The 25232-nt window shown below is 57.5% G+C and carries 36 protein-coding genes; 2 read left to right on the top strand and 34 right to left on the bottom strand.

Going from position 1 to position 25232, the window contains the following annotated elements; genetic code table 11:
* Positions 1 to 139 precede the first annotated feature (139 nt).
* Positions 140 to 691: an NADAR family protein gene (locus tag QBK88_RS23765; protein WP_277963929.1), complete on the top strand. Its 552-nt coding sequence runs from the start codon at positions 140 to 142 to the stop codon at positions 689 to 691.
* Positions 692 to 749: 58 nt separating this feature from the next.
* Here QBK88_RS23765 and QBK88_RS23760 read toward each other — a convergent pair whose 3' ends face one another.
* The gene (locus QBK88_RS23760; protein ID WP_268147923.1) at positions 750 to 1277 is read right to left on the bottom strand and encodes a single-stranded DNA-binding protein; all 528 of its coding nucleotides are present in this window, start codon (positions 1275 to 1277) and stop codon (positions 750 to 752) included.
* A 9-nt stretch (positions 1278 to 1286) separates the two neighbouring features.
* Positions 1287 to 2681: an MFS transporter gene (locus tag QBK88_RS23755; protein ID WP_277963928.1), complete on the bottom strand. Its 1395-nt coding sequence runs from the start codon at positions 2679 to 2681 to the stop codon at positions 1287 to 1289.
* A gap of 178 nt (positions 2682 to 2859) precedes the next feature.
* Between QBK88_RS23755 and uvrA the strand changes: the two genes are divergently transcribed.
* Complete coding sequence (uvrA, locus tag QBK88_RS23750) at positions 2860 to 5694, top strand: excinuclease ABC subunit UvrA (protein ID WP_277963927.1); 2835 nt, start codon at positions 2860 to 2862, stop codon at positions 5692 to 5694.
* A gap of 89 nt (positions 5695 to 5783) precedes the next feature.
* On the opposite strand, the gene bfr is transcribed toward uvrA, so the two are convergent.
* From bfr to fusA, 32 genes are all read right to left on the bottom strand, one after another.
* Positions 5784 to 6248 (bottom strand): bacterioferritin, encoded by a 465-nt coding sequence (gene bfr / locus QBK88_RS23745; RefSeq protein WP_268147917.1) that lies wholly within the window; start codon positions 6246 to 6248, stop codon positions 5784 to 5786.
* 155 nt (positions 6249 to 6403) lie between these two features.
* Positions 6404 to 7852, bottom strand: coding sequence for a catalase (locus QBK88_RS23740; RefSeq protein ID WP_277963926.1), 1449 nt, complete (start codon positions 7850 to 7852; stop codon positions 6404 to 6406).
* 196 nt (positions 7853 to 8048) lie between these two features.
* Positions 8049 to 8435: a 50S ribosomal protein L17 gene (gene rplQ, locus QBK88_RS23735; protein ID WP_158154260.1), complete on the bottom strand. Its 387-nt coding sequence runs from the start codon at positions 8433 to 8435 to the stop codon at positions 8049 to 8051.
* 41 nt (positions 8436 to 8476) lie between these two features.
* On the bottom strand, positions 8477 to 9478 hold the full coding sequence (locus QBK88_RS23730) for a DNA-directed RNA polymerase subunit alpha (RefSeq protein ID WP_007924176.1): 1002 nt from the start codon (positions 9476 to 9478) through the stop codon (positions 8477 to 8479).
* Between the two features lie 22 nt (positions 9479 to 9500).
* Entirely contained in the window at positions 9501 to 10121 is a 621-nt protein-coding gene (rpsD, locus tag QBK88_RS23725; RefSeq protein ID WP_158154259.1) for a 30S ribosomal protein S4, read from the bottom strand.
* 18 nt (positions 10122 to 10139) lie between these two features.
* Positions 10140 to 10529, bottom strand: a complete 390-nt coding sequence (gene rpsK, locus QBK88_RS23720; protein ID WP_002555466.1) for a 30S ribosomal protein S11 — start codon at positions 10527 to 10529, stop codon at positions 10140 to 10142.
* A gap of 30 nt (positions 10530 to 10559) precedes the next feature.
* The gene (gene rpsM / locus QBK88_RS23715; RefSeq protein WP_176572072.1) at positions 10560 to 10916 is read right to left on the bottom strand and encodes a 30S ribosomal protein S13; all 357 of its coding nucleotides are present in this window, start codon (positions 10914 to 10916) and stop codon (positions 10560 to 10562) included.
* A gap of 131 nt (positions 10917 to 11047) precedes the next feature.
* Positions 11048 to 11164: a 50S ribosomal protein L36 gene (rpmJ, locus tag QBK88_RS23710; protein WP_002555468.1), complete on the bottom strand. Its 117-nt coding sequence runs from the start codon at positions 11162 to 11164 to the stop codon at positions 11048 to 11050.
* A gap of 27 nt (positions 11165 to 11191) precedes the next feature.
* A complete protein-coding gene (gene secY / locus QBK88_RS23705; RefSeq protein ID WP_158154258.1) occupies positions 11192 to 12523 on the bottom strand; it encodes a preprotein translocase subunit SecY in 1332 nt (443 codons plus the stop codon).
* Entirely contained in the window at positions 12524 to 12958 is a 435-nt protein-coding gene (gene rplO / locus QBK88_RS23700) for a 50S ribosomal protein L15 (protein WP_008374142.1), read from the bottom strand.
* A gap of 3 nt (positions 12959 to 12961) precedes the next feature.
* Positions 12962 to 13138: a 50S ribosomal protein L30 gene (rpmD, locus tag QBK88_RS23695; RefSeq protein WP_003176408.1), complete on the bottom strand. Its 177-nt coding sequence runs from the start codon at positions 13136 to 13138 to the stop codon at positions 12962 to 12964.
* 2 nt (positions 13139 to 13140) lie between these two features.
* The gene (rpsE, locus tag QBK88_RS23690) at positions 13141 to 13641 is read right to left on the bottom strand and encodes a 30S ribosomal protein S5 (protein WP_008374145.1); all 501 of its coding nucleotides are present in this window, start codon (positions 13639 to 13641) and stop codon (positions 13141 to 13143) included.
* 3 nt (positions 13642 to 13644) lie between these two features.
* Positions 13645 to 13995: a 50S ribosomal protein L18 gene (rplR, locus tag QBK88_RS23685; RefSeq protein ID WP_008374147.1), complete on the bottom strand. Its 351-nt coding sequence runs from the start codon at positions 13993 to 13995 to the stop codon at positions 13645 to 13647.
* A 10-nt stretch (positions 13996 to 14005) separates the two neighbouring features.
* Positions 14006 to 14539, bottom strand: coding sequence for a 50S ribosomal protein L6 (rplF, locus tag QBK88_RS23680; RefSeq protein ID WP_043861928.1), 534 nt, complete (start codon positions 14537 to 14539; stop codon positions 14006 to 14008).
* A 12-nt stretch (positions 14540 to 14551) separates the two neighbouring features.
* Positions 14552 to 14944, bottom strand: a complete 393-nt coding sequence (rpsH, locus tag QBK88_RS23675; RefSeq protein ID WP_027982010.1) for a 30S ribosomal protein S8 — start codon at positions 14942 to 14944, stop codon at positions 14552 to 14554.
* 206 nt (positions 14945 to 15150) lie between these two features.
* Positions 15151 to 15456 (bottom strand): 30S ribosomal protein S14, encoded by a 306-nt coding sequence (gene rpsN, locus QBK88_RS23670; protein ID WP_158154257.1) that lies wholly within the window; start codon positions 15454 to 15456, stop codon positions 15151 to 15153.
* Between the two features lie 13 nt (positions 15457 to 15469).
* A complete protein-coding gene (gene rplE / locus QBK88_RS23665; protein ID WP_027982008.1) occupies positions 15470 to 16009 on the bottom strand; it encodes a 50S ribosomal protein L5 in 540 nt (179 codons plus the stop codon).
* Between the two features lie 20 nt (positions 16010 to 16029).
* Positions 16030 to 16344, bottom strand: a complete 315-nt coding sequence (rplX, locus tag QBK88_RS23660; RefSeq protein WP_008374158.1) for a 50S ribosomal protein L24 — start codon at positions 16342 to 16344, stop codon at positions 16030 to 16032.
* Positions 16345 to 16355: 11 nt separating this feature from the next.
* A complete protein-coding gene (gene rplN / locus QBK88_RS23655; RefSeq protein ID WP_002555479.1) occupies positions 16356 to 16724 on the bottom strand; it encodes a 50S ribosomal protein L14 in 369 nt (122 codons plus the stop codon).
* Between the two features lie 23 nt (positions 16725 to 16747).
* Complete coding sequence (gene rpsQ, locus QBK88_RS23650) at positions 16748 to 17014, bottom strand: 30S ribosomal protein S17 (RefSeq protein WP_027982007.1); 267 nt, start codon at positions 17012 to 17014, stop codon at positions 16748 to 16750.
* Positions 17015 to 17016: 2 nt separating this feature from the next.
* Positions 17017 to 17208 (bottom strand): 50S ribosomal protein L29, encoded by a 192-nt coding sequence (gene rpmC / locus QBK88_RS23645; protein WP_002555481.1) that lies wholly within the window; start codon positions 17206 to 17208, stop codon positions 17017 to 17019.
* Positions 17208 to 17621 carry a 50S ribosomal protein L16 gene (gene rplP / locus QBK88_RS23640; protein WP_003255479.1) on the bottom strand — a complete coding sequence of 138 codons (414 nt, stop codon included), beginning with the start codon at positions 17619 to 17621 and terminating at the stop codon, positions 17208 to 17210. Before rplP ends, rpmC begins: the two co-directional genes overlap by 1 nt.
* Before the next feature lie 12 nt (positions 17622 to 17633).
* Positions 17634 to 18320 carry a 30S ribosomal protein S3 gene (gene rpsC / locus QBK88_RS23635; protein ID WP_027982006.1) on the bottom strand — a complete coding sequence of 229 codons (687 nt, stop codon included), beginning with the start codon at positions 18318 to 18320 and terminating at the stop codon, positions 17634 to 17636.
* Positions 18321 to 18333: 13 nt separating this feature from the next.
* The gene (gene rplV / locus QBK88_RS23630; RefSeq protein WP_003210077.1) at positions 18334 to 18666 is read right to left on the bottom strand and encodes a 50S ribosomal protein L22; all 333 of its coding nucleotides are present in this window, start codon (positions 18664 to 18666) and stop codon (positions 18334 to 18336) included.
* 11 nt (positions 18667 to 18677) lie between these two features.
* A complete protein-coding gene (gene rpsS / locus QBK88_RS23625) occupies positions 18678 to 18953 on the bottom strand; it encodes a 30S ribosomal protein S19 (protein WP_002555486.1) in 276 nt (91 codons plus the stop codon).
* A 16-nt stretch (positions 18954 to 18969) separates the two neighbouring features.
* On the bottom strand, positions 18970 to 19794 hold the full coding sequence (gene rplB / locus QBK88_RS23620) for a 50S ribosomal protein L2 (protein ID WP_008374163.1): 825 nt from the start codon (positions 19792 to 19794) through the stop codon (positions 18970 to 18972).
* Positions 19795 to 19808: 14 nt separating this feature from the next.
* On the bottom strand, positions 19809 to 20108 hold the full coding sequence (rplW, locus tag QBK88_RS23615) for a 50S ribosomal protein L23 (protein WP_002555488.1): 300 nt from the start codon (positions 20106 to 20108) through the stop codon (positions 19809 to 19811).
* On the bottom strand, positions 20105 to 20707 hold the full coding sequence (gene rplD, locus QBK88_RS23610) for a 50S ribosomal protein L4 (RefSeq protein ID WP_158154255.1): 603 nt from the start codon (positions 20705 to 20707) through the stop codon (positions 20105 to 20107). The genes rplW and rplD overlap by 4 nt, the downstream gene beginning before the upstream one ends.
* Before the next feature lie 12 nt (positions 20708 to 20719).
* A complete protein-coding gene (gene rplC, locus QBK88_RS23605) occupies positions 20720 to 21355 on the bottom strand; it encodes a 50S ribosomal protein L3 (protein ID WP_008374169.1) in 636 nt (211 codons plus the stop codon).
* Positions 21356 to 21435: 80 nt separating this feature from the next.
* The gene (gene rpsJ / locus QBK88_RS23600) at positions 21436 to 21747 is read right to left on the bottom strand and encodes a 30S ribosomal protein S10 (RefSeq protein WP_003186070.1); all 312 of its coding nucleotides are present in this window, start codon (positions 21745 to 21747) and stop codon (positions 21436 to 21438) included.
* Positions 21748 to 21888: 141 nt separating this feature from the next.
* Positions 21889 to 23082: an elongation factor Tu gene (gene tuf, locus QBK88_RS23595; RefSeq protein WP_268147900.1), complete on the bottom strand. Its 1194-nt coding sequence runs from the start codon at positions 23080 to 23082 to the stop codon at positions 21889 to 21891.
* Between the two features lie 31 nt (positions 23083 to 23113).
* Positions 23114 to 25216 (bottom strand): elongation factor G, encoded by a 2103-nt coding sequence (fusA, locus tag QBK88_RS23590; protein ID WP_277963925.1) that lies wholly within the window; start codon positions 25214 to 25216, stop codon positions 23114 to 23116.
* Positions 25217 to 25232: the final 16 nt, after the last annotated feature.

Raw genomic sequence — 25232 nt, 5'->3', positions numbered from 1 at the left:
TCAATCGATTGGCCGGGCATGTTTTGGCGCTACGGGGTAGGCTGGCCGATACGGCGCAGTGATTGGGACGCGGCCGGGGCCGCGATCGGTCACGGGCACTGCAGCACTGACGGGTTTGTTTGCGAAGGAATAAATAGCCATGCAAGGCATTGTTGATATGAGCGGGCTGCTGGCCCGGGTTCAAGCCGGTGAACGCTTGAAGTACCTGACGTTCTGGGGGCATACGCCACGGGTCGCGGGTGAGGCGGACCGCAGTTGCCTGAGCCAGTGGTTCCCGGCCGCGTTCGAACTGGACGGTATCCACTACGCCACGGCCGAGCACTACATGATGGCCGAGAAGGCGCGGCTGTTCGGCGATTCCGCCATTGTCGACCGCATCCTCAAGGCATCCACACCGGCGCTGGCGAAGAAACTGGGACGCGAAGTGAAAGGCTACGATGACGCGCGATGGCTCGCGTCGCGGTTCGATATCGTGGTCGCGGCCAACCTGCACAAGTTCGATCAGAACCCCGCGCTCAAGATGCTTCTGTTGAATACAGGTGATCGGGTGCTGGTAGAGGCCAGCCCGGTGGATGCTATCTGGGGCATAGGCCTGGCCGCGGATGACCCGGCGGCCGAGGACCCGGCACGGTGGCAGGGCTTGAACCTGCTGGGCTTCGCCTTGATGCAGGTGCGCAATCGACTGGCATGACCCATCAATAGAAAAGCCCCTGCAAATGCAGGGGCTTTTTCATGACATCGGGCATCGATCAGAACGGAATATCGTCGTCGAAGCTGTCGAAGTCTGCCGCAGGCTGTGGCGCGGCCTGTTGCGGGGCTTGCTGCGGGGCCGAGCGCGACTGCTGTGGCGCGGCCTGCTGAGGGCGCGGCGCTTGCTGACGAGGGGCCGACTGCTGGTAGTTGTTGCCACCCTGGTTCTGGTCGCCCTGTTGTGGACGGCCGCCCAGCAGCTGCATGGTGCCCTGCATGTCGACGACGATTTCAGTGGTGTAACGCTTGATGCCGTCTTTTTCCCACTCGCGAGTCTGCAGCTTGCCTTCGATGTAGACCTGCGAACCCTTGCGCAGGTATTCGCCAGCGATCTCGGCAACCTTGCCGAACATCGACACGCGGTGCCACTCGGTACGCTCGACACGCTGGTTGGTCTGCTTGTCGGTCCACTGCTCGCTGGTCGCCAGGCTCAGGTTGGTGACCGCGTTGCCGTTGGGCAGGTAGCGCACTTCAGGATCCTGACCGCAAGTACCGACCAAAATGACTTTGTTAACCCCACGGGCCATAACGTTCTCCTAGGCTTGGCACGTCTCTGGGGCCGGATTGACCAGGCGCTCCAGGGATGCACGATCCAAAATTTCTGTGTCCAATTTGATATAGATGGCGGCTTCTTCTGCCACCACCACTGCATCTGTCACACCTGGTACGGCCTTGAGGCGCTCGGTCAGCCCCGCTTCGCGCAGCGCTTCGGGCGACAGCGGCAAGCGCAGGCTCGTCACATATGGTGGTTCACGCATAGTAACAGCTATGGCCAGCCAAATCGCCAACAGCCCGGCGCATCCGACAAAGACCACGCCAAGGCCGCCATGCTGGTACAACCAGCCCCCCAGAATACCGCCCAGCGCCGCCCCCAGAAACTGACTGGTGGAGTACACGCCCATGGCCGTGCCCTTGCCACCGGCCGGCGACACCTTGCTGATCAGTGACGGCAAGGACGCCTCCAGCAGGTTGAACGCCGTGAAGAACACCACGATGCCAACCACCAGTTCGCTCAGGGTGTACCCGAACGCCCAGAAAAACAGCTCTGTGAGCATCAAGACGGAAACGGACCCTATGAGGACTCGCTTCATCTTGCGCTTTTTTTCACCATAAATGATGAACGGAATCATCCCGAAAAAAGATACCAGCAAGGCGGTCAGGTACACCCACCAATGCTGTTCCTTCGGCAGCCCCGCCCGCTCCACCAATGCCAACGGCAACGCCACGAAGCTGGCCATGAGGATGGCGTGCAGCACGAAGATGCCCGCGTCCAGACGCAACAGGTCCGGATGCTTCAACGTGGGCAGCAAGGCCTTGCGCGCTACACCCGACTCTCGGTGAGTAAAGTGACTGGAGGCGTTGGGCACCACGAAGGCGATCAGCCCGATGCCCACCAGGGCCATCACCGCGGTCACGATGAACAGCCCCGACAGGCCGAACATGCGCGTCACCAGCGGGCCGACCACCATGGCCACGGCGAACGAGACGCCAATGCTCATGCCGATGGTGGCCATTGCCTTGGTACGGTGCTGTTCGCGGGTCAGGTCAGACAGCAACGCCATGACCGCCGCGGAAATTGCCCCTGCGCCTTGCAGCACGCGCCCGGCGATCACCCCCCAGATGGAGTCGGCGTGCGCCGCCAGCAGGCTGCCCAGGGCGAAGATCACCAGGCCAATGTAGATCACCGGCCGACGGCCGATACGATCGGAAATGATACCGAACGGAATTTGCAGGAAAGCCTGGGTAAGGCCGTAGGCGCCGATGGCGAAACCAATCAGGGCCGGCGTGGCTCCGGCCAGGTCCATGCCATAAGTGGCCAGGACCGGCAGCACCATGAACATGCCCAGCATACGGAAGGCGAACACCAGGGCCAGGCCGCCGGCTGCGCGGGTCTCGCTGCCACTCATGCGTTCGCTGTGGAGATCGTGCATGGAAAAACCTCGTGTGAACCGGCGGCGATTCTACCAGTCCCATCGATAGAGGGGGTATATGGCGACGCTTTGCCGCGCAGTTGTCATGTATGGCATCAGGGATGTCATCCAATAGTGTGCATCCATCCAGTATTTGGCCTTATACTCCTGTGTTTACGCCCGCCGTGCGAGGCCACTCTTGGACAAGATCCTGATTCGTGGGGCTCGAACCCACAACCTGAAGAACATCGACCTGACCCTGCCACGGGACAAGCTGATCGTGATCACCGGGCTGTCCGGCTCCGGCAAGTCATCGCTGGCGTTCGACACGCTGTATGCCGAAGGGCAGCGCCGCTATGTCGAGTCGCTGTCGGCCTATGCCCGCCAGTTCCTGTCGATGATGGAAAAACCCGACGTCGACACCATCGAAGGTCTGTCGCCGGCTATTTCCATCGAGCAGAAATCGACCTCCCACAACCCGCGCTCCACCGTGGGCACCATCACCGAAATCTACGACTACCTGCGCCTGCTGTATGCGCGGGTAGGTACGCCCCGCTGCCCGGACCACGATATTCCGCTGGAAGCCCAGACCGTCAGCCAGATGGTCGACCTGGTGCTGGCCCAGCCCGAAGGCAGCAAGCTGATGCTGCTGGCCCCGGTCATCCGCGAGCGCAAAGGTGAGCACCTGGCGATATTCGAGGAGCTGCGCGCCCAGGGCTTCGTACGGGCACGCATCAACGGCCGCCTGCACGAGCTGGACGAACTGCCCAAGCTCGACAAGCAGAAAAAGCACACCATCGAAGTGGTCGTGGACCGTTTCAAGGTTCGCGAAGACCTGCAGCAGCGCCTGGCCGAATCATTCGAGACCGCGCTGAAGCTGGCGGATGGCATTGCACTGGTAGCGTCGATGGACGAGGAGCCGTTCGAGGAGATGATCTTCTCCGCGCGCTTCGCCTGCCCGATCTGCGGTCACGCCATCAGCGAGCTGGAACCCAAGCTGTTCTCCTTCAACAACCCGGCCGGTGCGTGTCCCACCTGCGACGGCCTGGGCGTGAAGCAGTTCTTCGACGCCAAGCGCCTGGTCAATGGCGAACTGACGCTGGCCGAGGGCGCCATACGCGGCTGGGACCGGCGCAACGTCTATTACTTCCAGATGCTCGGTTCACTGGCGTCCCATTACAAGTTCAGCCTTGAGAAGCCGTTCAACGAATTGGCCGCCGACAAGCAGAAGATCCTGCTTCACGGTAGCGGCAGCCAGAACGTCGACTTCAAGTACCTCAACGACCGTGGCGATATCGTCAAGCGCTCGCACCCCTTCGAAGGCATCGTGCCCAACCTGGAGCGCCGCTATCGCGAGACCGAGTCGGCCACGGTGCGTGAAGAACTGGCCAAGTTCCTCAGCACCCAGCCGTGCCCGGACTGCCGTGGTACCCGCCTGCGTCGCGAAGCGCGGCATGTGTGGGTGGGCGAGAAGACCCTGCCAGCCGTCACCGGGCTGCCCATTGGCGATGCCACTGATTATTTCGACGGTTTGAAACTGACCGGCCGCCGTGGCGAAATTGCCGACAAGATTCTCAAGGAAATCCGCGAGCGCCTGCAGTTCCTGGTCAACGTGGGCCTGGACTACCTGACCCTGGACCGCAGCGCCGACACCCTGTCCGGCGGCGAAGCCCAGCGTATCCGCCTGGCCAGCCAGATCGGCGCAGGCCTGGTGGGGGTGATGTACATCCTCGACGAGCCGTCCATTGGCTTGCACCAACGGGACAACGACCGCCTGTTGGGAACCCTCAAGCACCTGCGCGATATCGGCAACACCGTGATCGTGGTGGAGCACGACGAGGACGCCATTCGCCTGGCGGACTACGTGGTGGACATCGGGCCGGGCGCCGGCGTGCATGGCGGGAGCATCGTCGCCGAAGGCACCGCCCAGGAGGTCATGGACCACCCGGACTCGCTGACCGGCAAATACCTGTCGGGCCGAGTCAAGATCGTGGTGCCGGCCAAGCGTACGCCGCGCAACAAGAAGCTGCAGTTGACCCTCAAGGGCGCCCGCGGCAACAACCTGCGCAATGTCGACCTGGAAATTCCCATCGGCCTGCTGACCTGCGTCACCGGCGTGTCCGGCTCAGGCAAGTCGACACTGATCAACAACACCCTGTTCCCCCTGAGCGCCACCGCGCTCAATGGTGCCACGACCCTGGAAGCCGCTGCCCATGACAGCTGCGACGGCCTGCAGCACCTGGACAAGGTCGTCGACATCGACCAGAGCCCCATCGGCCGTACGCCACGCTCCAACCCGGCCACCTACACCGGCCTGTTCACACCGATTCGCGAGCTGTTCGCCGGCGTGCCCGAGTCAAGGTCGCGGGGCTATGGCCCGGGGCGTTTCTCGTTCAACGTCAAGGGCGGACGCTGCGAGGCGTGCCAGGGCGATGGCCTGATCAAGGTGGAGATGCACTTCCTGCCGGACATCTACGTGCCCTGCGACGTGTGCAAGAGCAAGCGCTACAACCGAGAGACACTGGAGATCAAATACAAGGGCAAGAGCATCCATGAGGTGCTGGAAATGACCATCGAGGAGGCTCGCGAGTTCTTCGATGCCGTTCCGGCCCTGGCGCGCAAACTGCAGACGCTCATGGACGTTGGCCTTTCCTACATCAAGCTCGGCCAGTCGGCGACCACCTTGTCCGGCGGTGAGGCGCAGCGGGTGAAGCTGTCCCGCGAATTGTCCAAGCGCGATACCGGCAAGACCTTGTACATCCTCGACGAGCCCACTACGGGGCTGCATTTTGCGGATATCCAGCAACTGCTGGACGTGCTGCACCGCTTGCGCGACCACGGCAACACGGTGGTGGTCATCGAGCACAACCTGGACGTGATCAAGACGGCGGACTGGATCGTCGACCTTGGCCCCGAGGGTGGCTCAAAGGGCGGCATGATCATTGGTTGCGGCACGCCGGAACAGGTGGCAGAGATGAAGCAGTCGTATACCGGCCACTACCTCAAGCCCCTGCTGAAGCGCGACAAGGCATAACCAGGTCCCACCGGAGCCGCGCCGACAAGCCAAGCACGAAAAAGCCCCGGCATCGCAAGATGCCGGGGCTTTTTCTGTTGCAGGCAGTGTCAGAACTGCGACTGCAGGTAATTCTGCAAACCGATGGACTTGATCAGGCCCAGCTGCTTTTCCAGCCAGTAGGTGTGATCTTCTTCAGTGTCCGACAACTGCTGGCGCAGAATATCGCGGCTGACATAGTCCCGGTGCTGTTCGCACAGTGCGATGCCCTTGCACAACGCGGCACGTACCTTGTACTCCAGGCGCAGGTCGGCTTCGAACATGCTCGGTACGTCGGTGCCCACTTCAAGGTCATCAGGACGCATGCGTGGGGTGCCTTCCAGCATCAGGATACGACGCATCAGAGCATCGGCATGGCCTGCCTCTTCTTCCATCTCGTGGTTGATGCGCTCGTAGAGCTTACTGAAACCCCAGTCCTCGTACATCCGCGAGTGGATGAAATACTGATCACGCGCCGCCAGCTCGCCGGTCAGCAGCGTGTTCAGATAATCGATTACGTCCGGGTGCCCTTGCATCGCCCTACATCTCCTTGCTTGAAAGTGGATAGTTTGAACCAAGGCGGGCAAGACGTCACGGACAACCAGGCAGAAAATCGCAAAAAACCGGAGAAAAATGGATGATTGGCAGCGAAAACCGCCCAAATGAGGGCGGTTCTCCTTACCATTTCGAATTACCCGCGTTTTTTCTCAAGCGCGCGGGCAACACCTTCGCCATAAGCCGGGTCAGCGGCGTAGAAGTGCGGCAACTGACGTTCGATTACGTCGCCGGAAACGCTACTCATTGCGTTGGCGATGTTGTCGATCAGCAAGGCCTTCTGCGCCTCGTTCATCAGGCGGAACAAAGCGCCGGCCTGGCTGTAGTAGTCCTGATCAGTACGGTGATCGTAACGATCCGCCGCGCCATTCAATGCCAGCGGCGGCTCGGCATATTGCGGGGCCTGCTTGGGCGCATCGCTGTAGCTGTTGGGCTCGTAATTGGGCGCAGCACCACCATTGCTGCCGAACGCCATGGCGCCGTCACGCTGATAGGAGTTCACGGGGCTGCGTGGCGCGTTCACCGGCAGTTGCTGGTGATTGGTACCCACGCGGTAGCGGTGTGCGTCAGCGTAGGCGAACACACGGCCCTGCAGCATGCGGTCAGGCGACAGGCCAACACCCGGCACCATGTTGCTTGGGCCGAACGCAGCTTGTTCCACCTCGGCAAAGTAGTTCAGCGGGTTGCGGTTCAGTTCCAGCAGGCCAACTTCAATCAGCGGGAATTCCTTTTGCGACCAGGTCTTGGTCACGTCGAACGGGTTCTCCCGGTGGGCTTTGGCCTGGGCCTCGGTCATCACCTGGATGCACACACGCCACTGCGGGTAATCGCCACGCTCGATGGCCTGGAACAAGTCGCGCTGAGCGTAATCCGGGTCAGTGCCGGCGATACGGGCCGCATCGGCCGGGGCAAGGTTCTTGATGCCCTGTACGCTCTTGTAGTGCCATTTCACCCAGTGACGCTCACCTTGGGCATTGATCAGGCTGTAAGTGTGGCTGCCGAAGCCGTGCATGAAGCGGTAGCCATCCGGAATGCCGCGGTCGGAGAACAGAATGGTGACCTGGTGCAACGCCTCGGGCGAGTGCGACCAGAAATCCCACATGGCCTGTGCACTCTTCAGGTTGCTCTGCGCCAGGCGCTTCTGGGTGTGGATAAAGTCGGGGAACTTCAGCGGGTCACGAATGAAGAACACAGGGGTATTGTTGCCAACGATGTCCCAGTTGCCTTCTTCGGTGTAGAACTTCAACGCGAAACCACGGGGGTCGCGTTCAGTGTCGGCCGAACCACGCTCACCACCCACGGTGGAGAACCGCAGAAACGTAGGGGTCTGCTTGCCGACCTCGGAGAACAGTTTGGCGCTGGTCAGGCCAGTGATGTCCTTGGTGACGGTAAAGGTACCGTAGGCGCCTGAACCCTTGGCGTGGACGCGGCGCTCGGGGATGTTCTCGCGGTTGAAGTGTGCAAGTTTCTCGATCAGATGAAAATCATCGAGCAGCAATGGCCCACGAGGCCCGGCGGAACGGGAGTTCTGGTTGTCGGCAACAGGTGCGCCGCTGGCAGTAGTGAGTGTCTTGCTGTCGCTCATGGTGTGTCGTCCTCTGTCAGACCTGAAGGGTTGCCGGGCTAAAGCGGCTTGGTGTTCAGTATCATTGAGCAGGATGACAACATCTAATTTATAGATCTTTTGTGCCCGATAGTTTTTAACAATACCTGGCCCGTTACCGATAGACGGGCATAAAAAAACCGGGCACTAGGCCCGGTTCTTCATGCAGCTATTCGTCTTACTCAGCAGCTTCTACAGCGCCGCCAACAGGACGATCGACCAGCTCGACGTACGCCATAGGAGCGTTGTCGCCAGCGCGGAAACCGCACTTCAGGATGCGCAGGTAGCCGCCTTCACGGGTGGCGTAGCGCTTGCCCAGGTCGTTGAACAGCTTGCCAACCATTTCTTTCGAACGAGTACGGTCGAAAGCCAGACGGCGGTTTGCAACGCTGTCTACCTTGGCCAGGGTGATCAGCGGCTCGGCAACGCGGCGCAGTTCCTTGGCTTTCGGCAGGGTAGTCTTGATCAGCTCGTGCTCGAACAGCGACACCGCCATGTTCTGGAACATAGCCTTGCGGTGAGAGCTGGTACGGCTCAGGTGACGTCCACTTTTACGATGACGCATGGTTCATTCCTTACCAAACTTACGTTCGGTGATTACGACGATCAGGCAGTCGCCTTGTCGTCCTTCTTAAGACTTGCAGGCGGCCAGTTGTCGAGGCGCATGCCGAGGGACAGACCGCGGGAGGCCAGAACGTCCTTGATTTCAGTCAAGGATTTCTTGCCCAGGTTCGGAGTCTTCAACAGTTCTACTTCGGTACGCTGAATCAGGTCGCCGATGTAGTAAATGTTTTCCGCCTTAAGGCAGTTAGCCGAACGTACAGTCAGTTCCAGATCGTCAACCGGGCGAAGCAGGATCGGGTCGATCTCGTCTTCTTGCTCGATTACAACAGGTTCGCTGTCACCTTTGAGGTCGACGAACGCAGCCAGCTGCTGTTGCAGAATGGTTGCGGCACGGCGGATAGCCTCTTCAGGATCCAGGGTACCGTTGGTTTCCAGATCAATTACCAGCTTGTCCAGGTTGGTACGCTGCTCGACACGGGCGTTTTCCACCACGTAAGCGATACGGCGAACCGGGCTGAACGAAGAGTCCAGCTGCAAGCGACCAATGCTGCGGCTTTCGTCTTCATCGCTCTGACGCGAATCGGCCGGCTCATAACCACGACCACGAGCTACAACGAGCTTCATGTTCAAGGCGCCGTTAGACGCCAGGTTGGCGATTACGTGATCGGGGTTAACGATCTCGACATCATGATCCAGCTGAATATCGGCAGCGGTAACCACCCCCGAACCCTTCTTCGACAAGGTCAGCGTAACTTCGTCACGACCGTGCAGCTTGATAGCCAGACCTTTCAGGTTCAACAGGATTTCGATGACGTCTTCCTGTACACCTTCGATGGCGCTGTACTCGTGGAGTACACCGTCAATCTCGGCCTCGACTACTGCACAGCCGGGCATTGAGGACAACAGGATGCGGCGCAGCGCGTTGCCCAGGGTATGGCCGAAACCACGCTCGAGAGGCTCGAGCGTGATTTTAGCGCGGGTTGGACTGACGACCTGCACATCAATGTGGCGGGGCGTCAGGAACTCATTTACCGAAATCTGCATGGATGCACCTATTTTCTAGCCCTTACTTGGAGTAGAGCTCGACAATCAGGCTTTCGTTGATGTCGGCGGACAGATCACTGCGAGCAGGAACGTTCTTGAAAACGCCCGACTTCTTGGCAGTGTCAACATCTACCCACTCAACGCGGCCACGCTGGGCGCACAGCTCAAGGGCCTGAACGATGCGCAGCTGGTTCTGCGATTTCTCGCGAACCGCGACCACGTCACCCTGACGAACCTGGTAGGACGGAACGTTTACAGTCTTGCCATTGACGCTGATCGCTTTGTGCGAAACCAGCTGGCGGGACTCGGCACGGGTAGCGCCAAAGCCCATACGGTAAACAACGTTGTCCAGACGGCATTCGAGCAGTTGCAGCAGGTTCTCACCAGTAGCGCCTTTCTTGCCGGCAGCTTCTTTGTAGTAACCGCTGAACTGACGCTCGAGAACGCCGTAGATACGACGGACCTTCTGCTTTTCACGCAGTTGGGTGCCGTAGTCGGACTGGCGGCCGCGGCGCTGGCCGTGGATACCTGGGGCTGCTTCGATATTGCACTTCGATTCCAGAGCGCGAACGCCACTTTTCAGGAACAGGTCAGTGCCTTCACGACGAGCCAGTTTGCATTTTGGACCAATGTAACGAGCCATTATCTATCGTCTCCTGAATTACACGCGGCGCTTCTTCGGCGGACGGCACCCGTTATGCGGGATTGGCGTCACGTCGGTGATGCTGGCGATCTTGTAGCCACAGCCGTTCAAAGCACGGACAGCGGATTCACGACCTGGACCTGGACCCTTGACGTTGACGTCGAGGTTTTTCAGGCCATATTCCAGCGCAGCTTGACCAGCACGCTCGGCAGCTACTTGAGCAGCGAACGGGGTGGACTTGCGGGAACCGCGGAAACCCGAACCGCCGGAGGTAGCCCAGGACAGGGCGTTACCTTGACGATCGGTAATGGTCACGATGGTGTTGTTGAAAGACGCGTGGATGTGGGCGATGCCATCAACCACTGTCTTTTTTACTTTTTTACGAGGACGAGCAGCAGGTTTTGCCATGACTAGATTCCTGTCGATTCGCTGGTGCGATTACTTGCGGATCGGCTTACGCGGACCTTTACGGGTACGCGCGTTGGTCTTGGTACGCTGACCGCGTACTGGAAGACCACGACGATGACGCAGGCCACGGTAGCAGCCCAGATCCATCAAGCGCTTGATTTTCATGTTGATGTCGCGACGCAGGTCACCTTCAACGGTGAACTTCGCCACTTCGCCACGCAGCGATTCAATCTGCTCGTCGCTCAGATCCTTGATCTTTGCGGCTGGGTTGACCCCAGTGTCTGCACAGATCTTCTGTGCAGTAGTGCGACCGACACCATAGATGTAGGTCAGCGAGATAACAGTGTGCTTGTTATCTGGAATGTTAACGCCTGCAATACGGGCCATTCAGTGGGACTCCAATTGACAGCTACCTACGCCCCGGAAGCCAAGAAATAGGGCGCGAGATAATATCGCTGTAATAACAAATAATCAACCCAGCAGCGCACTAGCTGCTGGGCTTGTAGCACAGATCACACTCAGCCTTGGCGCTGTTTGTGACGTGGTTCCGCGCTGCAAATTACTCGAACGACACCTTCGCGGCGAATAATTTTGCAGTTGCGGCACAGCTTTTTCACCGATGCACGAACTTTCATCACCAACTCCTCGAACCTTATGGGTCTTCAGCGCAGCATGCCGCTGCCGCCGTAGCCCTTCAGGTTGGCTTTCTTCATCAGGGATTCGTACTGGTGTGAAACGAGGTGCGATTGTACTTGGGACATGAAGTCCATCACAACCACTACCACGATCAGCAACGAGGTCCCGCCAAGGTAGAACGGTACGTTTGCCGCGACCACCAGGAACTGGGGGAGCAGACAGACGGCCGTCATGTAGAGAGCACCGAACATGGTCAAGCGGGTCAGAACGCCATCAATGTAGCGCGCAGACTGCTCACCTGGACGGATGCCCGGAATAAAGGCACCGGACTTCTTCAGGTTTTCCGCTACGTCTTTCGGATTGAACATCAACGCCGTATAGAAGAAGCAGAAGAAAATAATCCCTGCACTAAACAGCAGAATATTCAACGGCTGACCAGGAGCGATCGACTGCGAGAGATCCTGCAGCCAGCCCATACCAGCAGACTGACCGAACCAGGCACCCAGCGAAGCCGGGAACAGCAAAATGCTGCTCGCGAAAATAGCAGGAATGACGCCTGCCATGTTCACTTTCAGCGGCAAGTGGCTTGTCTGCGCAGCGAAGACCTTGCGGCCCTGCTGACGCTTGGCGTAGTGAACAGCAATACGACGCTGACCACGCTCGATGAACACCACAAAACCGATAATCGCTACTGCCAGCAGACCGATAGCTACCAGGGCGAAGATGTTGATATCACCCTGACGCGCAGACTCGAAAGACTGCCCGATTGCTCTCGGAAGACCGGCGACGATACCCGAAAAAATCAACATCGAGATACCGTTGCCAACACCGCGCTCGGTAATCTGCTCGCCCAGCCACATCATGAACATCGCGCCGGCCACGAAGGTGGCGACCGCGACGAAATAAAAGCTAATGCCAGCAGAGAACGAAACACCCTGGTTGGCCAAGCCAATGGACATGCCAGTTGCTTGAACCAAAGCCAGGATGACGGTGCCGTAGCGGGTGTACTGGCTGATCTTGCGACGGCCAGCTTCACCTTCCTTCTTCAACTGCTCCAGCTGCGGGCTGACGACGGTCATCAGTTGCATGATGATCGATGCCGAAATGTACGGCATGATCCCCAGTGCAAAGATGCTCATACGCTCCAGCGCGCCGCCGGAAAACATGTTGAACAAGCTAAGAATGGTCCCCTCATTCTGTCGAAACAGGTCCGCCAGGCGGTCCGGGTTGATGCCGGGAACTGGGATGTGCGCGCCGATTCGGTAGACGATAATCGCCAGGAACAGGAAACGCAGACGAGCCCAGAGTTCGGACAACCCGCCTTTGCCTAGCGCTGAGAGAGCACCTTGCTTAGCCATTTATTCCTCGAACTTGCCGCCAGCTGCTTCGATAGCCGCACGCGCACCTTTGGTGGCTGCGATGCCCTTGATGGTGACTGCGCGAGTAACTTCGCCCGACAGCATGATTTTCACACGCTGAACGTTCTGGTTAATCACGTTGGCATCCTTCAGGGACTGAACGGTTACCACGTCGCCTTCCACCTGGGCCAGCTCGGACAGACGCACTTCTGCGCGGTCCATGGCTTTCAGGGAAACGAAGCCGAATTTCGGCAGGCGACGGTGCAGCGGCTGTTGACCGCCTTCAAAGCCTGGAGCAATGGTGCCACCGGAGCGGGAGGTCTGACCTTTGTGACCACGGCCACCAGTCTTACCCAAACCGCTACCGATACCACGGCCCGGACGATGCTTTTCGCGACGGGAACCCGGCGCTGGACTCAGATCATTGAGTTTCATCGATTAACCCTCGACGCGCAGCATGTAGTAAGCCTTGTTGATCATCCCGCGATTCTCGGGAGTATCCTGGACTTCTACAGTGTGACCGATGCGACGCAGACCCAGACCCTTAACGCACAGTTTGTGGTTAGGGATGCGGCCGGTCATGCTTTTGATCAGCGTAACTTTAACGGTAGCCATGATCAGACGATCTCCTCAACGCTCTTGCCGCGCTTGGCAGCAATGGACGACGGGGATTGCATGGCTTTCAGACCCTTGAAGGTGGCATGAACCACGTTCACTGGGTTGGTCGAGCCATAGCACTTGGCCAGAACGTTCTGAACGCCAGCAACTTCGAGGACAGCACGCATAGCGCCGCCAGCGATGATACCGGTACCTTCAGAGGCAGGCTGCATGTAAACCTTCGAAGCGCCGTGGGCGGACTTCATGGCGTACTGCAGAGTGGTGCCGTTCAGGTCAACTTGAATCATGTTGCGGCGAGCAGCTTCCATAGCCTTCTGGATCGCAGCAGGCACTTCACGCGACTTGCCACGGCCGAAGCCTACACGGCCCTTGCCATCACCTACCACGGTCAACGCGGTGAAGGTGAAGATACGGCCGCCTTTAACGGTTTTGGCTACGCGGTTAACTTGAACCAGCTTCTCAATGTAGCCTTCGTCGCGCTTTTGGTCGTTATTTGACATAACTTAGAACTCCAGCCCAGCTTCACGAGCAGCATCAGCCAGCGCTTTCACGCGGCCGTGGTACTTGAAGCCAGAGCGGTCGAAAGCCACCTGCGAGACGCCTGCGGCTTTCGCACGCGAAGCGACCAGCTGGCCAACCTTAGTGGCCGCGTCGATGTTGCCAGTGGCGCCATCACGCAGTTCTTTGTCCAAAGTCGAGGCGCTTGCCAGGACTTTGCTGCCGTCGGCCGAGATGACCTGGGCATAGATGTGCTGCGAAGAGCGGAACACGCAGAGACGCACGACTTCGAGTTCGTGCATTTTCAGGCGTGCTTTGCGAGCGCGACGCAGTCGAGTAACTTTTTTGTCGGTCATTTGCTATGCCCTACTTCTTCTTGGCTTCTTTACGACGGACGACTTCGTCCGCGTAACGCACACCCTTACCTTTGTAAGGCTCTGGTGGACGGAAATCGCGGATTTCAGCGGCCACTTGACCCACCAGCTGCTTGTCGATGCCCTTGATCAGGATATCGGTCTGGCTAGGAGTCTCAGCGGTGATGCCTTCCGGCAGTTCGTAGTCCACTGGGTGCGAGAAGCCGAGGGCCAGGTTCAGGACGGTGCCTTTGGCCTGTGCCTTGTAACCAACACCGACCAGCTGGAGCTTGCGCTCGAAGCCTTGGCTTACGCCTTGGACCATGTTGTTGACCAGGGCACGGGTGGTACCGGCCATTGCACGAGTCTGTTGGTCGCCGTTGCGAGCAGCGAAACGCAGCTCACCAGCTTCTTCAACGACTTCAACGGACGAGTGAACATTCAGTTCCAGAGTGCCCTTGGCACCCTTCACCGAAAGCTGTTGGCCGACGAATTTTACTTCGACACCAGCCGGCAGCTTTACGGGGTTCTTAGCGACGCGAGACATGCTTATCCCCCCTTAGAACACTGTGCAAAGAACTTCGCCGCCGACACCGGCAGCGCGCGCAGCACGATCCGTCATCACACCTTTGGAGGTGGAGACGATGGATACGCCGAGACCGCCACGAACTTTTGGCAGCTCATCGACGGACTTGTACTGACGCAGACCTGGACGGCTGACGCGTTTGACTTCTTCGATGACTGGACGGCCTTCGAAGTACTTCAGCTCGATGGAAAGCGACGGTTTTGCTTCGTTGCTTACCTGATAACCCGCGACATAACCTTCGTCCTTCAGAACTTTGGCTACAGCTACCTTCAGCGAAGAAGATGGCATGCTTACGACGGACTTTTCAGCCATCTGGGCATTACGGATTCGAGTTAGCATGTCCGCTAACGGGTCCTGCATACTCATGGGCTAGACGCTCCTGTTACAAAAATATTTAGCCTTCCGGCTACTACGTCGCCGAGCAGACTGCGAAAAACGCAGGCTCAGGCGAGCCGGTCATTCTAGACACACCCCAGAAATGAATCAAGCCCCATAAGGGGCTTGATTCGATCTCAAGGTCACCGGCGGTCGGCTGATTGCTCAACCTCGCGCCGGGACTTTGGGAACACGGCTTACCAGGAGGCCTTGACCAGACCTGGTACGTCACCGCGCATTGCTGCTTCACGCAGCTTGTTACGGCCGAGGCCGAACTTGCGGTAAACGCCGTGTGGACGACCAGTGATGCGGCAGCGGTTACGCATGCGCGAGGCGCTTGCGTCACGTGGCTGCTTCTGCAGAGCTACCGAGGCGTTCCAACGTTCTTCGTCGCTTGCGGTCAGACTAACGATGATTGCCTTGAGCTCAGCACGCTTCTTGGCGAATTTTGCGACCGTCAGCTGACGCTTCAGCTCACGGTTTTTCATGCTCTTCTTGGCCATTTTCCTACTCCAATCAGTTGCGGAACGGGAACTTGAAAGCGCGCAGCAGAGCGCGACCTTCATCGTCCGAACGAGCAGTGGTGGTCAGGGTAATGTCCAGACCGCGCAGAGCATCGATCTTGTCGTAATCGATTTCCGGGAAAATGATCTGCTCTTTCACGCCCATGCTGTAGTTGCCACGACCATCGAAGGACTTGGCATTCAGGCCGCGGAAGTCGCGTACCCGAGGCAGGGAGATCGCCAGCAGGCGGTCCAGGAATTCGTACATACGATCGCGACGCAGGGTAACCTTGACGCCAATCGGCCAGCCCTCACGGACCTTGAAGCCTGCGATCGACTTACGAGCGTAAGTGACAACAGCCTTCTGGCCGGTGATTTTTTCCATGTCGGCAACAGCGTGCTCGATGACTTTCTTGTCGCCGATCGCTTCGCCCAGACCCATGTTCAGGGTGATCTTGGTAACGCGCGGAACTTCCATCACGTTCGCCAGCTTAAGTTCTTCCTTAAGCTTGGGAGCGATTTCCTTCCGATAAATCTCTTTCAGTCGTGCCATGGTCTTCTACCTAGCAGTGTTCAAGCATCAACCGCTTTTTGGGTCGACTTGAAGACACGAATTTTTTTGCCTTCTTCTACTTTGAAACCAACGCGGTCAGCCTTGTTGGTTTCGCCGTTGAAAATGGCGACGTTGGAAGCGTGCAGAGGCGCTTCTTTCTCGACGATACCGCCCTGTACGCCCGACATCGGGTTAGGCTTGGTATGGCGCTTCACCAGGTTGATCCCACCAACGACCAGACGGTCGTCAGCGAGCACCTTCAGCACCTTACCGCGCTTGCCTTTGTCTTTGCCGGCGATCACGATGATCTCGTCGTCACGACGAATCTTTTGCATGTCGGATCTCCTTACAGCACTTCTGGGGCGAGCGAGACGATCTTCATGAACTTCTCAGTACGAAGCTCACGGGTCACTGGCCCAAAGATACGGGTGCCGATCGGCTCTTGCTTGTTGTTCAGCAGAACAGCAGCGTTGCCATCAAAGCGGATAATGGAGCCGTCAGCGCGACGAACACCGTGGCGAGTGCGGACTACGACAGCAGTCATCACTTGGCCTTTTTTCACCTTACCGCGAGGAATTGCTTCCTTGACGGTAACTTTGATGATGTCACCGATGCCAGCGTAACGACGGTGCGAGCCACCAAGCACCTTGATGCACATAACGCGACGAGCGCCGCTGTTATCAGCCACATCAAGCATGGATTGAGTCTGAATCATATAATTTCTCCGACCCCTAGCCCTTAGACTTCCACAGCGCGTTCGAGAACTTCAACCAGCGCCCAGGACTTGGTCTTGGCCATCGGACGAGTTTCACGAATCGAAACTTTGTCGCCGATGTGGCACTGGTTGGTTTCGTCGTGCGCGTGCAGCTTAGTCGAACGCTTAACGTATTTACCGTAGATCGGGTGCTTTACGCGACGCTCGATCAGAACGGTGATGGTCTTGTCCATCTTGTCGCTGACAACACGGCCAGTCAGCGTACGGACGGTTTTTTCGGCTTCAGCCATGATTACTTACCTGCCTGCTGGTTGAGCACAGTTTTCACGCGAGCGATGTCACGCTTCACTTGCGAGAGCAGGTGAGACTGCCCCAACTGGCCAGTTGCTTTCTGCATGCGCAGATTGAACTGGTCGCGCAGCAAGCCGAGCAGTTGCTCGTTCAGTTGCTGTGCTGATTTCTCACGAAGTTCATTCGCTTTCATCACATCACCGTCCGCTTAACAAAGGAGGTGGCGAGAGGCAGCTTTGCAGCTGCCAAGGCGAATGCCTCACGCGCCAGCTCTTCAGAAACACCCTCGATTTCATACAGGACTTTGCCTGGCTGAATCTGGGCAACCCAGTACTCGACGGAACCTTTACCTTTACCCATCCGCACTTCGAGAGGCTTCTTGGAAATCGGCTTGTCCGGGAATACACGGATCCAGATCTTGCCGCCACGTTTTACGTGACGGGTCAGGGCACGACGTGCCGACTCGATCTGACGGGCGGTGAGACGACCGCGGGCTACAGCTTTCAAGGCGAACTCGCCGAAGCTGACTTTGCTACCGCGCAGTGCCAGACCACGGTTGTGGCCAGTCATCTGCTTGCGGAACTTCGTACGCTTAGGTTGCAACATTTGGCGTACCCCTTACTTAGCAGCTTTTTTACGAGGCGCTGGTGCTTGTGGTTTCAGTTCTTCTTGGCGACCACCAATTACTTCGCCTTTGAAGATCCAAACCTTCACACCGATCACACCGTAAGTGGTGTGAGCTTCGTAGGTGGCATAGTCGATATCGGCACGCAGGGTGTGCAGTGGCACACGACCTTCGCGATACCATTCAGTACGTGCGATTTCAGCACCGCCGAGACGACCGCTCACTTGGATTTTGATGCCTTTGGCACCAATGCGCATGGCGTTCTGTACGGCGCGCTTCATAGCGCGACGGAACATTACGCGACGCTCCAGCTGCTGAGCTACGCTCTGGGCAACCAGCATACCGTCGAGTTCCGGCTTGCGGATTTCTTCGATATTGATGTGCACAGGCACACCCATCTGCTTGGTCAGGTCCTGACGCAGTTTTTCAACATCTTCACCTTTCTTCCCGATAACGATACCAGGACGAGCGGTGTGGATGGTGATGCGTGCAGTTTGAGCCGGACGATGGATATCGATACGGCTTACGGACGCGCTTTTTAGTTTGTCTTGGAGATACTCACGCACCTTCAGATCTGCGAACAAGTAGTCCGCATAAGTCCGACCGTCTGCGTACCAGACGGAGGTGTGCTCCTTGACGATTCCCAGGCGAATGCCAATGGGATGTACTTTCTGACCCATCTGATCGACTCCGTTACTTGTCAGCAACCTTGACAGTGATATGGCAAGACCGCTTGACGATGCGATCAGCGCGGCCTTTGGCACGCGGCATGATGCGCTTCAGCGAACGCCCTTCGTTGACGAAAACGGTGCTGACCTTCAGGTCATCAACGTCTGCGCCTTCGTTGTGCTCGGCGTTGGCTACGGCCGACTCCAGCACTTTCTTGATGATTTCCGCGGCTTTTTTACTGCTAAAAGCCAGCAGGTTGAGCGCTTCGCCCACCTTCTTCCCGCGGATCTGGTCGGCGACCAAGCGGGCTTTCTGGGCGGAGATTCGAGCGCCCGACAACTTAGCGGCTACTTCCATTTCCTTACCCCTTAACGCTTGGCTTTCTTGTCAGCCACGTGCCCACGATAAGTGCGGGTACCGGCGAACTCGCCCAGTTTGTGGCCGACCATGTCTTCGTTCACGAGAACGGGGACGTGCTGACGACCGTTGTGTACTGCGATGGTCAGACCGACCATTTGTGGCAGGATCATCGAACGACGCGACCAGGTCTTAACTGGTTTGCGATCGTTCTTTTCCGCCGCCACTTCGATCTTCTTCAGTAGGTGAAGATCAATAAAAGGACCTTTTTTCAGAGAACGTGGCACTGTCGTATCCCTCTATTTACTTGCGACGACGGACGATCATTTTGTCGGTACGCTTATTACCACGAGTCTTAGCACCCTTAGTCGGGAAGCCCCATGGCGATACCGGATGACGACCACCGGAGGTACGACCTTCACCACCACCATGTGGGTGGTCAACCGGGTTCATGGCAACACCACGAACGGTTGGGCGAACGCCACGCCAGCGTTTGGCACCAGCTTTACCCAGCGAACGCAGGCTGTGCTCGGAGTTCGAGACTTCGCCCAGGGTCGCACGGCATTCAGCCAGGACTTTACGCATTTCACCAGAGCGCAGACGCAGGGTCACGTAGACACCTTCGCGAGCGATCAGCTGAGCCGAAGCACCAGCGGAACGAGCGATTTGAGCACCTTTGCCCGGCTTCAGTTCGATGCCGTGAATGGTGCTACCCACTGGGATGTTGCGCAGTTGCAGGGAGTTGCCTGGCTTGATTGGAGCCAGAGCACCTGCGATCAGCTGGTCGCCAGCGCTCACGCCTTTAGGGGCGATGATGTAGCGGCGCTCGCCGTCTGCGTACAGCAGCAGTGCGATGTGAGCAGTACGGTTTGGATCGTATTCGATACGCTCGACGGTGGCAGCGATGCCATCCTTGTCGTTGCGACGGAAGTCGACCAGACGGTAATGCTGCTTATGACCACCACCTACGTGACGAGTAGTGATGCGGCCATTGTTGTTACGACCACCAGACTTCGATTTTTTCTCGAGCAGCGGTGCGTGAGGAGCGCCTTTATGCAGCTCCTGGTTGACCACCTTGACCACAAAACGGCGGCCAGGGGAAGTCGGTTTGCATTTAACGATTGCCATGATGCACCCCTTCCTTACTCAGCACTGCTGCTGAAATCGAGATCTTGGCCTGGCTGAAGGGAGATAACTGCCTTCTTCCAGTCATTACGCTTGCCCAGACCGCGAGCAGTGCGCTTGCTTTTACCCAGTACGTTCAGGGTAGTCACACGCTCTACTTTCACGCTGAACAGGCTTTCGACGGCCTTCTTGATTTCCAGCTTGGTTGCATCGGTAGCAACCTTGAAAACGAACTGACCTTTTTTGTCTGCCAGAACCGTAGCCTTCTCGGAAACGTGCGGGCCAAGCAGAACTTTAAATACGCGTTCCTGGTTCATCCCAGCAGCTCCTCGAATTTCTTCACGGCCGACACGGTGATCAACACCTTGTCGTATGCGATCAGACTAACTGGATCGGAACCTTGCACGTCACGTACGTCGACGTGTGGCAGGTTGCGAGCAGCCAGGTACAGGTTCTGATCAACAGCGTCAGACACGATCAGGACGTCAGTCAGGCCCATGCCATTCAGCTTGCTCAGCAGGTCTTTGGTTTTTGGAGCTTCAACAGCGAAGTCCTGAACCACGACCAGACGATCGCTACGTACCAGCTCAGCAAGGATGGAGCGCAGTGCAGCGCGATACATCTTCTTGTTCAGCTTTTGCGAGTGGTCCTGAGGACGCGCTGCAAAGGTGGTACCGCCGCCGCGCCAGATTGGGCTACGGATGGTACCGGCACGAGCACGGCCAGTACCTTTCTGACGCCATGGGCGCTTGCCGCCACCGGAAACGTCGGAACGGGTTTTCTGCTGCTTGCTACCTTGACGGCCGCCGGCCATGTAGGCCACGACTGCTTGGTGAACCAGCGTCTCGTTGAACTCGCCACCGAAAGTCAGTTCAGAAACTTCGATCGCTTGAGCGTCATTTACATTTAATTGCATTTCAGCTTCCCCTTAACCGCGAGCCTTGGCTGCCGGACGCACAACCAGGTTGCCGCCAGTAGCGCCAGGAACAGCACCCTTGACGAGCAGCAGATTGCGTTCAGCGTCGACGCGCACAACTTCCAGGGACTGCACGGTCACGCGCTCAGCGCCCATATGACCGGACATTTTTTTGCCCTTGAATACACGACCAGGAGTCTGGCACTGGCCGATAGAGCCAGGGACGCGGTGGGAAACGGAGTTACCGTGGGTGTTATCTTGACCGCGGAAATTCCAACGCTTGATGGTACCGGCAAAGCCTTTACCCTTGGACTGACCGGTAACGTCTACCAGTTGGCCTGCAGCGAAGATTTCAGCATTGATCAAGTCGCCAGCCTGGTACTCGCCTTCTTCAAGGCGGAATTCCCAGACACCGCGACCAGCGGCAACGTTCGCTTTAGCGAAGTGACCTGCTTGAGCAGCAGTCACACGCGAAGCACGACGCTCACCTACAGTGACTTGCACTGCACGATAGCCATCGGTCTCTTCAGTTTTGAACTGGGTGACGCGATTCGGCTCGATCTCAATGACCGTGACCGGAATGGAGACACCTTCTTCGGTGAAAATACGGGTCATACCGGATTTTCGACCGACTACACCAATAGTCATGTTGTAAACCTCATGAGTGTACGGGGCTTTCACCCGCTATGGCCGCCCATTTCAGAGCGTTACACGACTAAGACCCTGTCTTAGCCGAGGCTGATCTGCACTTCCACACCTGCCGCAAGATCAAGCTTCATCAGCGCATCAACGGTTTTATCCGTTGGCTGGACGATGTCCAGAACGCGCTTATGAGTACGGATCTCGTACTGGTCACGCGCGTCTTTGTTGACGTGCGGGGAGACCAGAACGGTGAACCGCTCTTTGCGGGTAGGCAGTGGAATTGGACCACGCACTTGAGCACCAGTACGTTTCGCGGTTTCCACGATTTCCTGGGTGGATTGGTCGATCAGGCGATGGTCAAAAGCCTTCAACCTGATACGGATTTGCTGATTTTGCATTGGATTTCAGACTCCAGGCTGCTATTCCCACCGGACGCACTACGCCCGATAAAAGGAGGCGTGATTCTATAGACGGGTTCATTGGGTGTCAACCCAATAAAAAAACCCCCGCTAAGCGGGGGTTTTTTCAAGGCTCATCGATTACTCGATGATCTTGGCTACGACGCCAGCGCCGACGGTACGACCGCCTTCACGGATAGCGAAACGCAGACCGTCTTCCATTGCGATGGTTTTGATCAGGGTAACAGTCATCTGAATGTTGTCACCTGGCATTACCATTTCAACGCCTTCCGGCAGTTCGCAGTTACCGGTCACGTCAGTGGTACGGAAGTAGAACTGAGGACGGTAGCCTTTGAAGAACGGAGTGTGACGGCCGCCTTCTTCTTTCGACAGAACGTAGACTTCTGCGGTGAACTTGGTGTGCGGCTTGACCGAACCTGGCTTGACCAGAACCTGGCCACGCTCAACGTCGTCACGCTTGGTACCACGCAGCAGAACGCCGCAGTTCTCGCCAGCACGACCTTCGTCCAGCAGCTTGCGGAACATCTCAACACCGGTGCAGGTGGTGGTGGTGGTGTCACGCAGACCAACGATTTCCAGGGCGTCCTGAACGCGGACGATACCACGCTCGATACGACCGGTAACAACGGTACCACGACCCGAGATCGAGAATACGTCTTCGATTGGCATCAGGAATGGCTTGTCGGTCAGACGAACTGGCTCAGGGATGTAGGTATCCAGAGTTTCAACCAGTTTACGAACGGCAGTGGTGCCCATTTCGTTGTCGTCTTTGCCTTCCAGCGCCATACGAGCCGAACCGATGATGATCGGGGTGTCGTCGCCTGGGAAGTCGTAGGTGGACAGCAGGTCACGAACTTCCATCTCGACCAGTTCCAGCAGCTCAGCGTCGTCTACCAGGTCAGCCTTGTTCAGGAAGACCACGATGTACGGAACGCCTACCTGACGGGACAGCAGGATGTGCTCACGGGTTTGTGGCATCGGACCATCAGCGGCCGAGCAAACCAGGATCGCGCCGTCCATCTGGGCAGCACCGGTGATCATGTTCTTCACGTAGTCAGCGTGACCTGGGCAGTCAACGTGAGCGTAGTGACGAATAGTCGAGTTGTACTCAACGTGAGCGGTGTTGATGGTGATACCGCGAGCTTTCTCTTCTGGAGCCGAGTCGATCTTGTCGAACTCAACAACGGCCGAACCGAAAACTTCGGAGCAGACGCGAGTCAGAGCAGCGGTCAGAGTGGTTTTACCGTGGTCAACGTGGCCGATGGTGCCGACGTTTACGTGAGGTAGGGAACGATCAAATTTTTCTTTAGCCACGACAGTGAACTCCTAGCCTAAAGGGGCTGAATCAGCCTTGTTTTTTAACGATAGCTTCGACGATGTTCGACGGAGCTTCGGAGTATTTGGAGAATTCCATAGAGTAGCTCGCGCGACCCTGAGACATGGAACGGACGTCGGTCGCATAACCGAACATCTCACCCAGCGGAACTTCGGCGCGGATAACTTTGCCGGAAACCGTGTCTTCCATACCCTGGATCAGACCGCGACGACGGTTCAGGTCACCCATCACGTCGCCCATGTAGTCCTCAGGTGTTACAACTTCGACCTTCATGATCGGCTCAAGAACAACACCGCCACCTTTGGTAGCCAGTTGCTTGGTCGCCATGGAGGCTGCCACCTTGAACGCCATCTCGTTGGAGTCGACGTCGTGGTAAGAGCCATCGAACACGGTCGCCTTCAGGCCGATGAGCGGATAGCCGGCAACAACACCGTTCTTCATCTGCTCTTCAATGCCCTTCTGGATAGCAGGGATGTATTCCTTGGGAACCACACCACCTACCACTTCGTTCACGAATACCAGACCTTCCTGACCTTCGTCTGCCGGAGCAAAACGGATCCAGCAATGGCCGAACTGGCCACGGCCGCCGGACTGGCGAACGAACTTGCCTTCGATCTCACAGTTCTTCGTGATCTTCTCACGATAAGAAACCTGTGGTTTACCGATGTTGGCTTCAACGTTGAACTCACGGCGCATCCGGTCAACCAGGATGTCCAGGTGCAACTCACCCATACCCGAGATGATCGTTTGACCAGTCTCTTCGTCGGTCTTGACGCGGAAAGAAGGGTCTTCCTGAGCGAGTTTGCCCAGAGCGATACCCATTTTTTCCTGGTCATCCTTGGTTTTCGGCTCAACGGCAACCGAGATAACCGGCTCCGGGAAGTCCATGCGAACCAGGATGATTGGCTTGTCAGCGGAGCACAGGGTGTCACCCGTGGTGACGTCCTTCATGCCGATCAGGGCCGCGATGTCGCCAGCGCGTACTTCCTTGATCTCTTCGCGGGTGTTTGCGTGCATTTGCACCATACGACCCACGCGCTCTTTCTTGCCCTTGACCGAGTTGATCACGCCGTCGCCGGAGCTCAACACGCCCGAGTAAACGCGAGCGAAGGTCAGGGTACCCACGAATGGGTCGGTAGCGATCTTGAACGCCAGAGCCGAGAACGGCTCGCTGTCGTCTGCATGACGCTCCATGGCAACAGTCTCGTCATCCGGGTCCGAACCCTTGATGGCAGGAATGTCGACAGGTGCCGGCAGGTAGTCGATAACGGCGTCCAGAACCAGGGGAACACCCTTGTTCTTGAACGAGGAACCGCAAACGGCCAGAACGATTTCGCCGGCAATAGTACGCTGACGCAGCGCAGCCTTGATCTCTTCGATCGACAGCTCTTCGCCTTCCAGGTACTTGTTCATCAGCTCTTCGCTGGCTTCGGCCGCAGCCTCAACCATGTTGCTGCGCCATTCTTCAGCCAGTTCCTGCAGCTCGGCAGGGATAGCTTCGCGACGAGGAGCCATGCCCTTGTCAGCGTCGTCCCAGTACACGGCTTCCATGGTCATCAGGTCGATCTGACCCTGGAACTCATCTTCCGCGCCGATTGCCAGCTGGATCGGCACCGGGGTGTGACCCAGGCGCTGCTTGATCTGGCCGACCACGCGCAGGAAGTTGGCACCTTGACGGTCCATCTTGTTGACGTAAACCAGACGTGGGACGCCGTATTTGTTGGCTTGACGCCATACGGTTTCCGACTGAGGCTCAACGCCCGAAGTACCGCAGAACACAACGACAGCGCCGTCGAGTACGCGCAGCGAACGCTCTACTTCAATGGTGAAGTCAACGTGGCCGGGGGTATCGATGATGTTGAAGCGATGCTTCTCGAACTGCTTGACGGAACCAGCCCAGAAAGCGGTAGTAGCAGCGGAAGTAATGGTAATACCCCGCTCCTGCTCCTGCACCATCCAGTCCATGGTCGCGGCGCCATCATGCACCTCGCCCATTTTGTGGTTTACGCCTGTGTAGAACAGGACGCGCTCGGTGGTCGTGGTTTTACCCGCGTCCACGTGAGCAACGATACCGATGTTACGGTAGCGTTTGATATCAGTTGTACGAGCCATAAAGCCCTCGCAAAAT

It is taken from the genome of Pseudomonas sp. RIT-To-2 (genome assembly GCF_029623465.1).
GTDB classification, from domain to species: domain Bacteria; phylum Pseudomonadota; class Gammaproteobacteria; order Pseudomonadales; family Pseudomonadaceae; genus Aquipseudomonas; species Aquipseudomonas silvicola.
This window is presented reverse-complemented; position numbering and strand designations above follow the sequence as displayed.

Coding starts and splice junctions, on each gene's coding strand:
- QBK88_RS23765 (WP_277963929.1), top strand. CDS start 140: ATGCAAGGCATTGTTGATATGAGCGGGCTGCTGGCCCGGGTTCAAGCC.
- QBK88_RS23760 (WP_268147923.1), bottom strand. CDS start 1,277: ATGGCCCGTGGGGTTAACAAAGTCATTTTGGTCGGTACTTGCGGTCAG.
- QBK88_RS23755 (WP_277963928.1), bottom strand. CDS start 2,681: ATGCACGATCTCCACAGCGAACGCATGAGTGGCAGCGAGACCCGCGCA.
- bfr (WP_268147917.1), bottom strand. CDS start 6,248: ATGCAAGGGCACCCGGACGTAATCGATTATCTGAACACGCTGCTGACC.
- QBK88_RS23740 (WP_277963926.1), bottom strand. CDS start 7,852: ATGAGCGACAGCAAGACACTCACTACTGCCAGCGGCGCACCTGTTGCC.
- rplQ (WP_158154260.1), bottom strand. CDS start 8,435: ATGCGTCATCGTAAAAGTGGACGTCACCTGAGCCGTACCAGCTCTCAC.
- QBK88_RS23730 (WP_007924176.1), bottom strand. CDS start 9,478: ATGCAGATTTCGGTAAATGAGTTCCTGACGCCCCGCCACATTGATGTG.
- rpsD (WP_158154259.1), bottom strand. CDS start 10,121: ATGGCTCGTTACATTGGTCCAAAATGCAAACTGGCTCGTCGTGAAGGC.
- rpsK (WP_002555466.1), bottom strand. CDS start 10,529: ATGGCAAAACCTGCTGCTCGTCCTCGTAAAAAAGTAAAAAAGACAGTG.
- rpsM (WP_176572072.1), bottom strand. CDS start 10,916: ATGGCCCGTATTGCAGGCGTTAACATTCCAGATAACAAGCACACTGTT.
- rpmJ (WP_002555468.1), bottom strand. CDS start 11,164: ATGAAAGTTCGTGCATCGGTGAAAAAGCTGTGCCGCAACTGCAAAATT.
- secY (WP_158154258.1), bottom strand. CDS start 12,523: ATGGCTAAGCAAGGTGCTCTCTCAGCGCTAGGCAAAGGCGGGTTGTCC.
- rplO (WP_008374142.1), bottom strand. CDS start 12,958: ATGAAACTCAATGATCTGAGTCCAGCGCCGGGTTCCCGTCGCGAAAAG.
- rpmD (WP_003176408.1), bottom strand. CDS start 13,138: ATGGCTACCGTTAAAGTTACGCTGATCAAAAGCATGACCGGCCGCATC.
- rpsE (WP_008374145.1), bottom strand. CDS start 13,641: ATGTCAAATAACGACCAAAAGCGCGACGAAGGCTACATTGAGAAGCTG.
- rplR (WP_008374147.1), bottom strand. CDS start 13,995: ATGACCGACAAAAAAGTTACTCGACTGCGTCGCGCTCGCAAAGCACGC.
- rplF (WP_043861928.1), bottom strand. CDS start 14,539: ATGTCTCGCGTCGCTAAGAACCCCGTAAAGCTGCCGGCTGGTGTCGAA.
- rpsH (WP_027982010.1), bottom strand. CDS start 14,944: ATGAGTATGCAGGACCCGTTAGCGGACATGCTAACTCGAATCCGTAAT.
- rpsN (WP_158154257.1), bottom strand. CDS start 15,456: ATGGCCAAGAAGAGCATGAAAAACCGTGAGCTGAAGCGTCAGCTGACG.
- rplE (WP_027982008.1), bottom strand. CDS start 16,009: ATGGCACGACTGAAAGAGATTTATCGGAAGGAAATCGCTCCCAAGCTT.
- rplX (WP_008374158.1), bottom strand. CDS start 16,344: ATGCAAAAGATTCGTCGTGACGACGAGATCATCGTGATCGCCGGCAAA.
- rplN (WP_002555479.1), bottom strand. CDS start 16,724: ATGATTCAGACTCAATCCATGCTTGATGTGGCTGATAACAGCGGCGCT.
- rpsQ (WP_027982007.1), bottom strand. CDS start 17,014: ATGGCTGAAGCCGAAAAAACCGTCCGTACGCTGACTGGCCGTGTTGTC.
- rpmC (WP_002555481.1), bottom strand. CDS start 17,208: ATGAAAGCGAATGAACTTCGTGAGAAATCAGCACAGCAACTGAACGAG.
- rplP (WP_003255479.1), bottom strand. CDS start 17,621: ATGTTGCAACCTAAGCGTACGAAGTTCCGCAAGCAGATGACTGGCCAC.
- rpsC (WP_027982006.1), bottom strand. CDS start 18,320: ATGGGTCAGAAAGTACATCCCATTGGCATTCGCCTGGGAATCGTCAAG.
- rplV (WP_003210077.1), bottom strand. CDS start 18,666: ATGGAAGTAGCCGCTAAGTTGTCGGGCGCTCGAATCTCCGCCCAGAAA.
- rplB (WP_008374163.1), bottom strand. CDS start 19,794: ATGGCAATCGTTAAATGCAAACCGACTTCCCCTGGCCGCCGTTTTGTG.
- rplW (WP_002555488.1), bottom strand. CDS start 20,108: ATGAACCAGGAACGCGTATTTAAAGTTCTGCTTGGCCCGCACGTTTCC.
- rplD (WP_158154255.1), bottom strand. CDS start 20,707: ATGCAATTAAATGTAAATGACGCTCAAGCGATCGAAGTTTCTGAACTG.
- rplC (WP_008374169.1), bottom strand. CDS start 21,355: ATGACTATTGGTGTAGTCGGTCGAAAATCCGGTATGACCCGTATTTTC.
- rpsJ (WP_003186070.1), bottom strand. CDS start 21,747: ATGCAAAATCAGCAAATCCGTATCAGGTTGAAGGCTTTTGACCATCGC.
- fusA (WP_277963925.1), bottom strand. CDS start 25,216: ATGGCTCGTACAACTGATATCAAACGCTACCGTAACATCGGTATCGTT.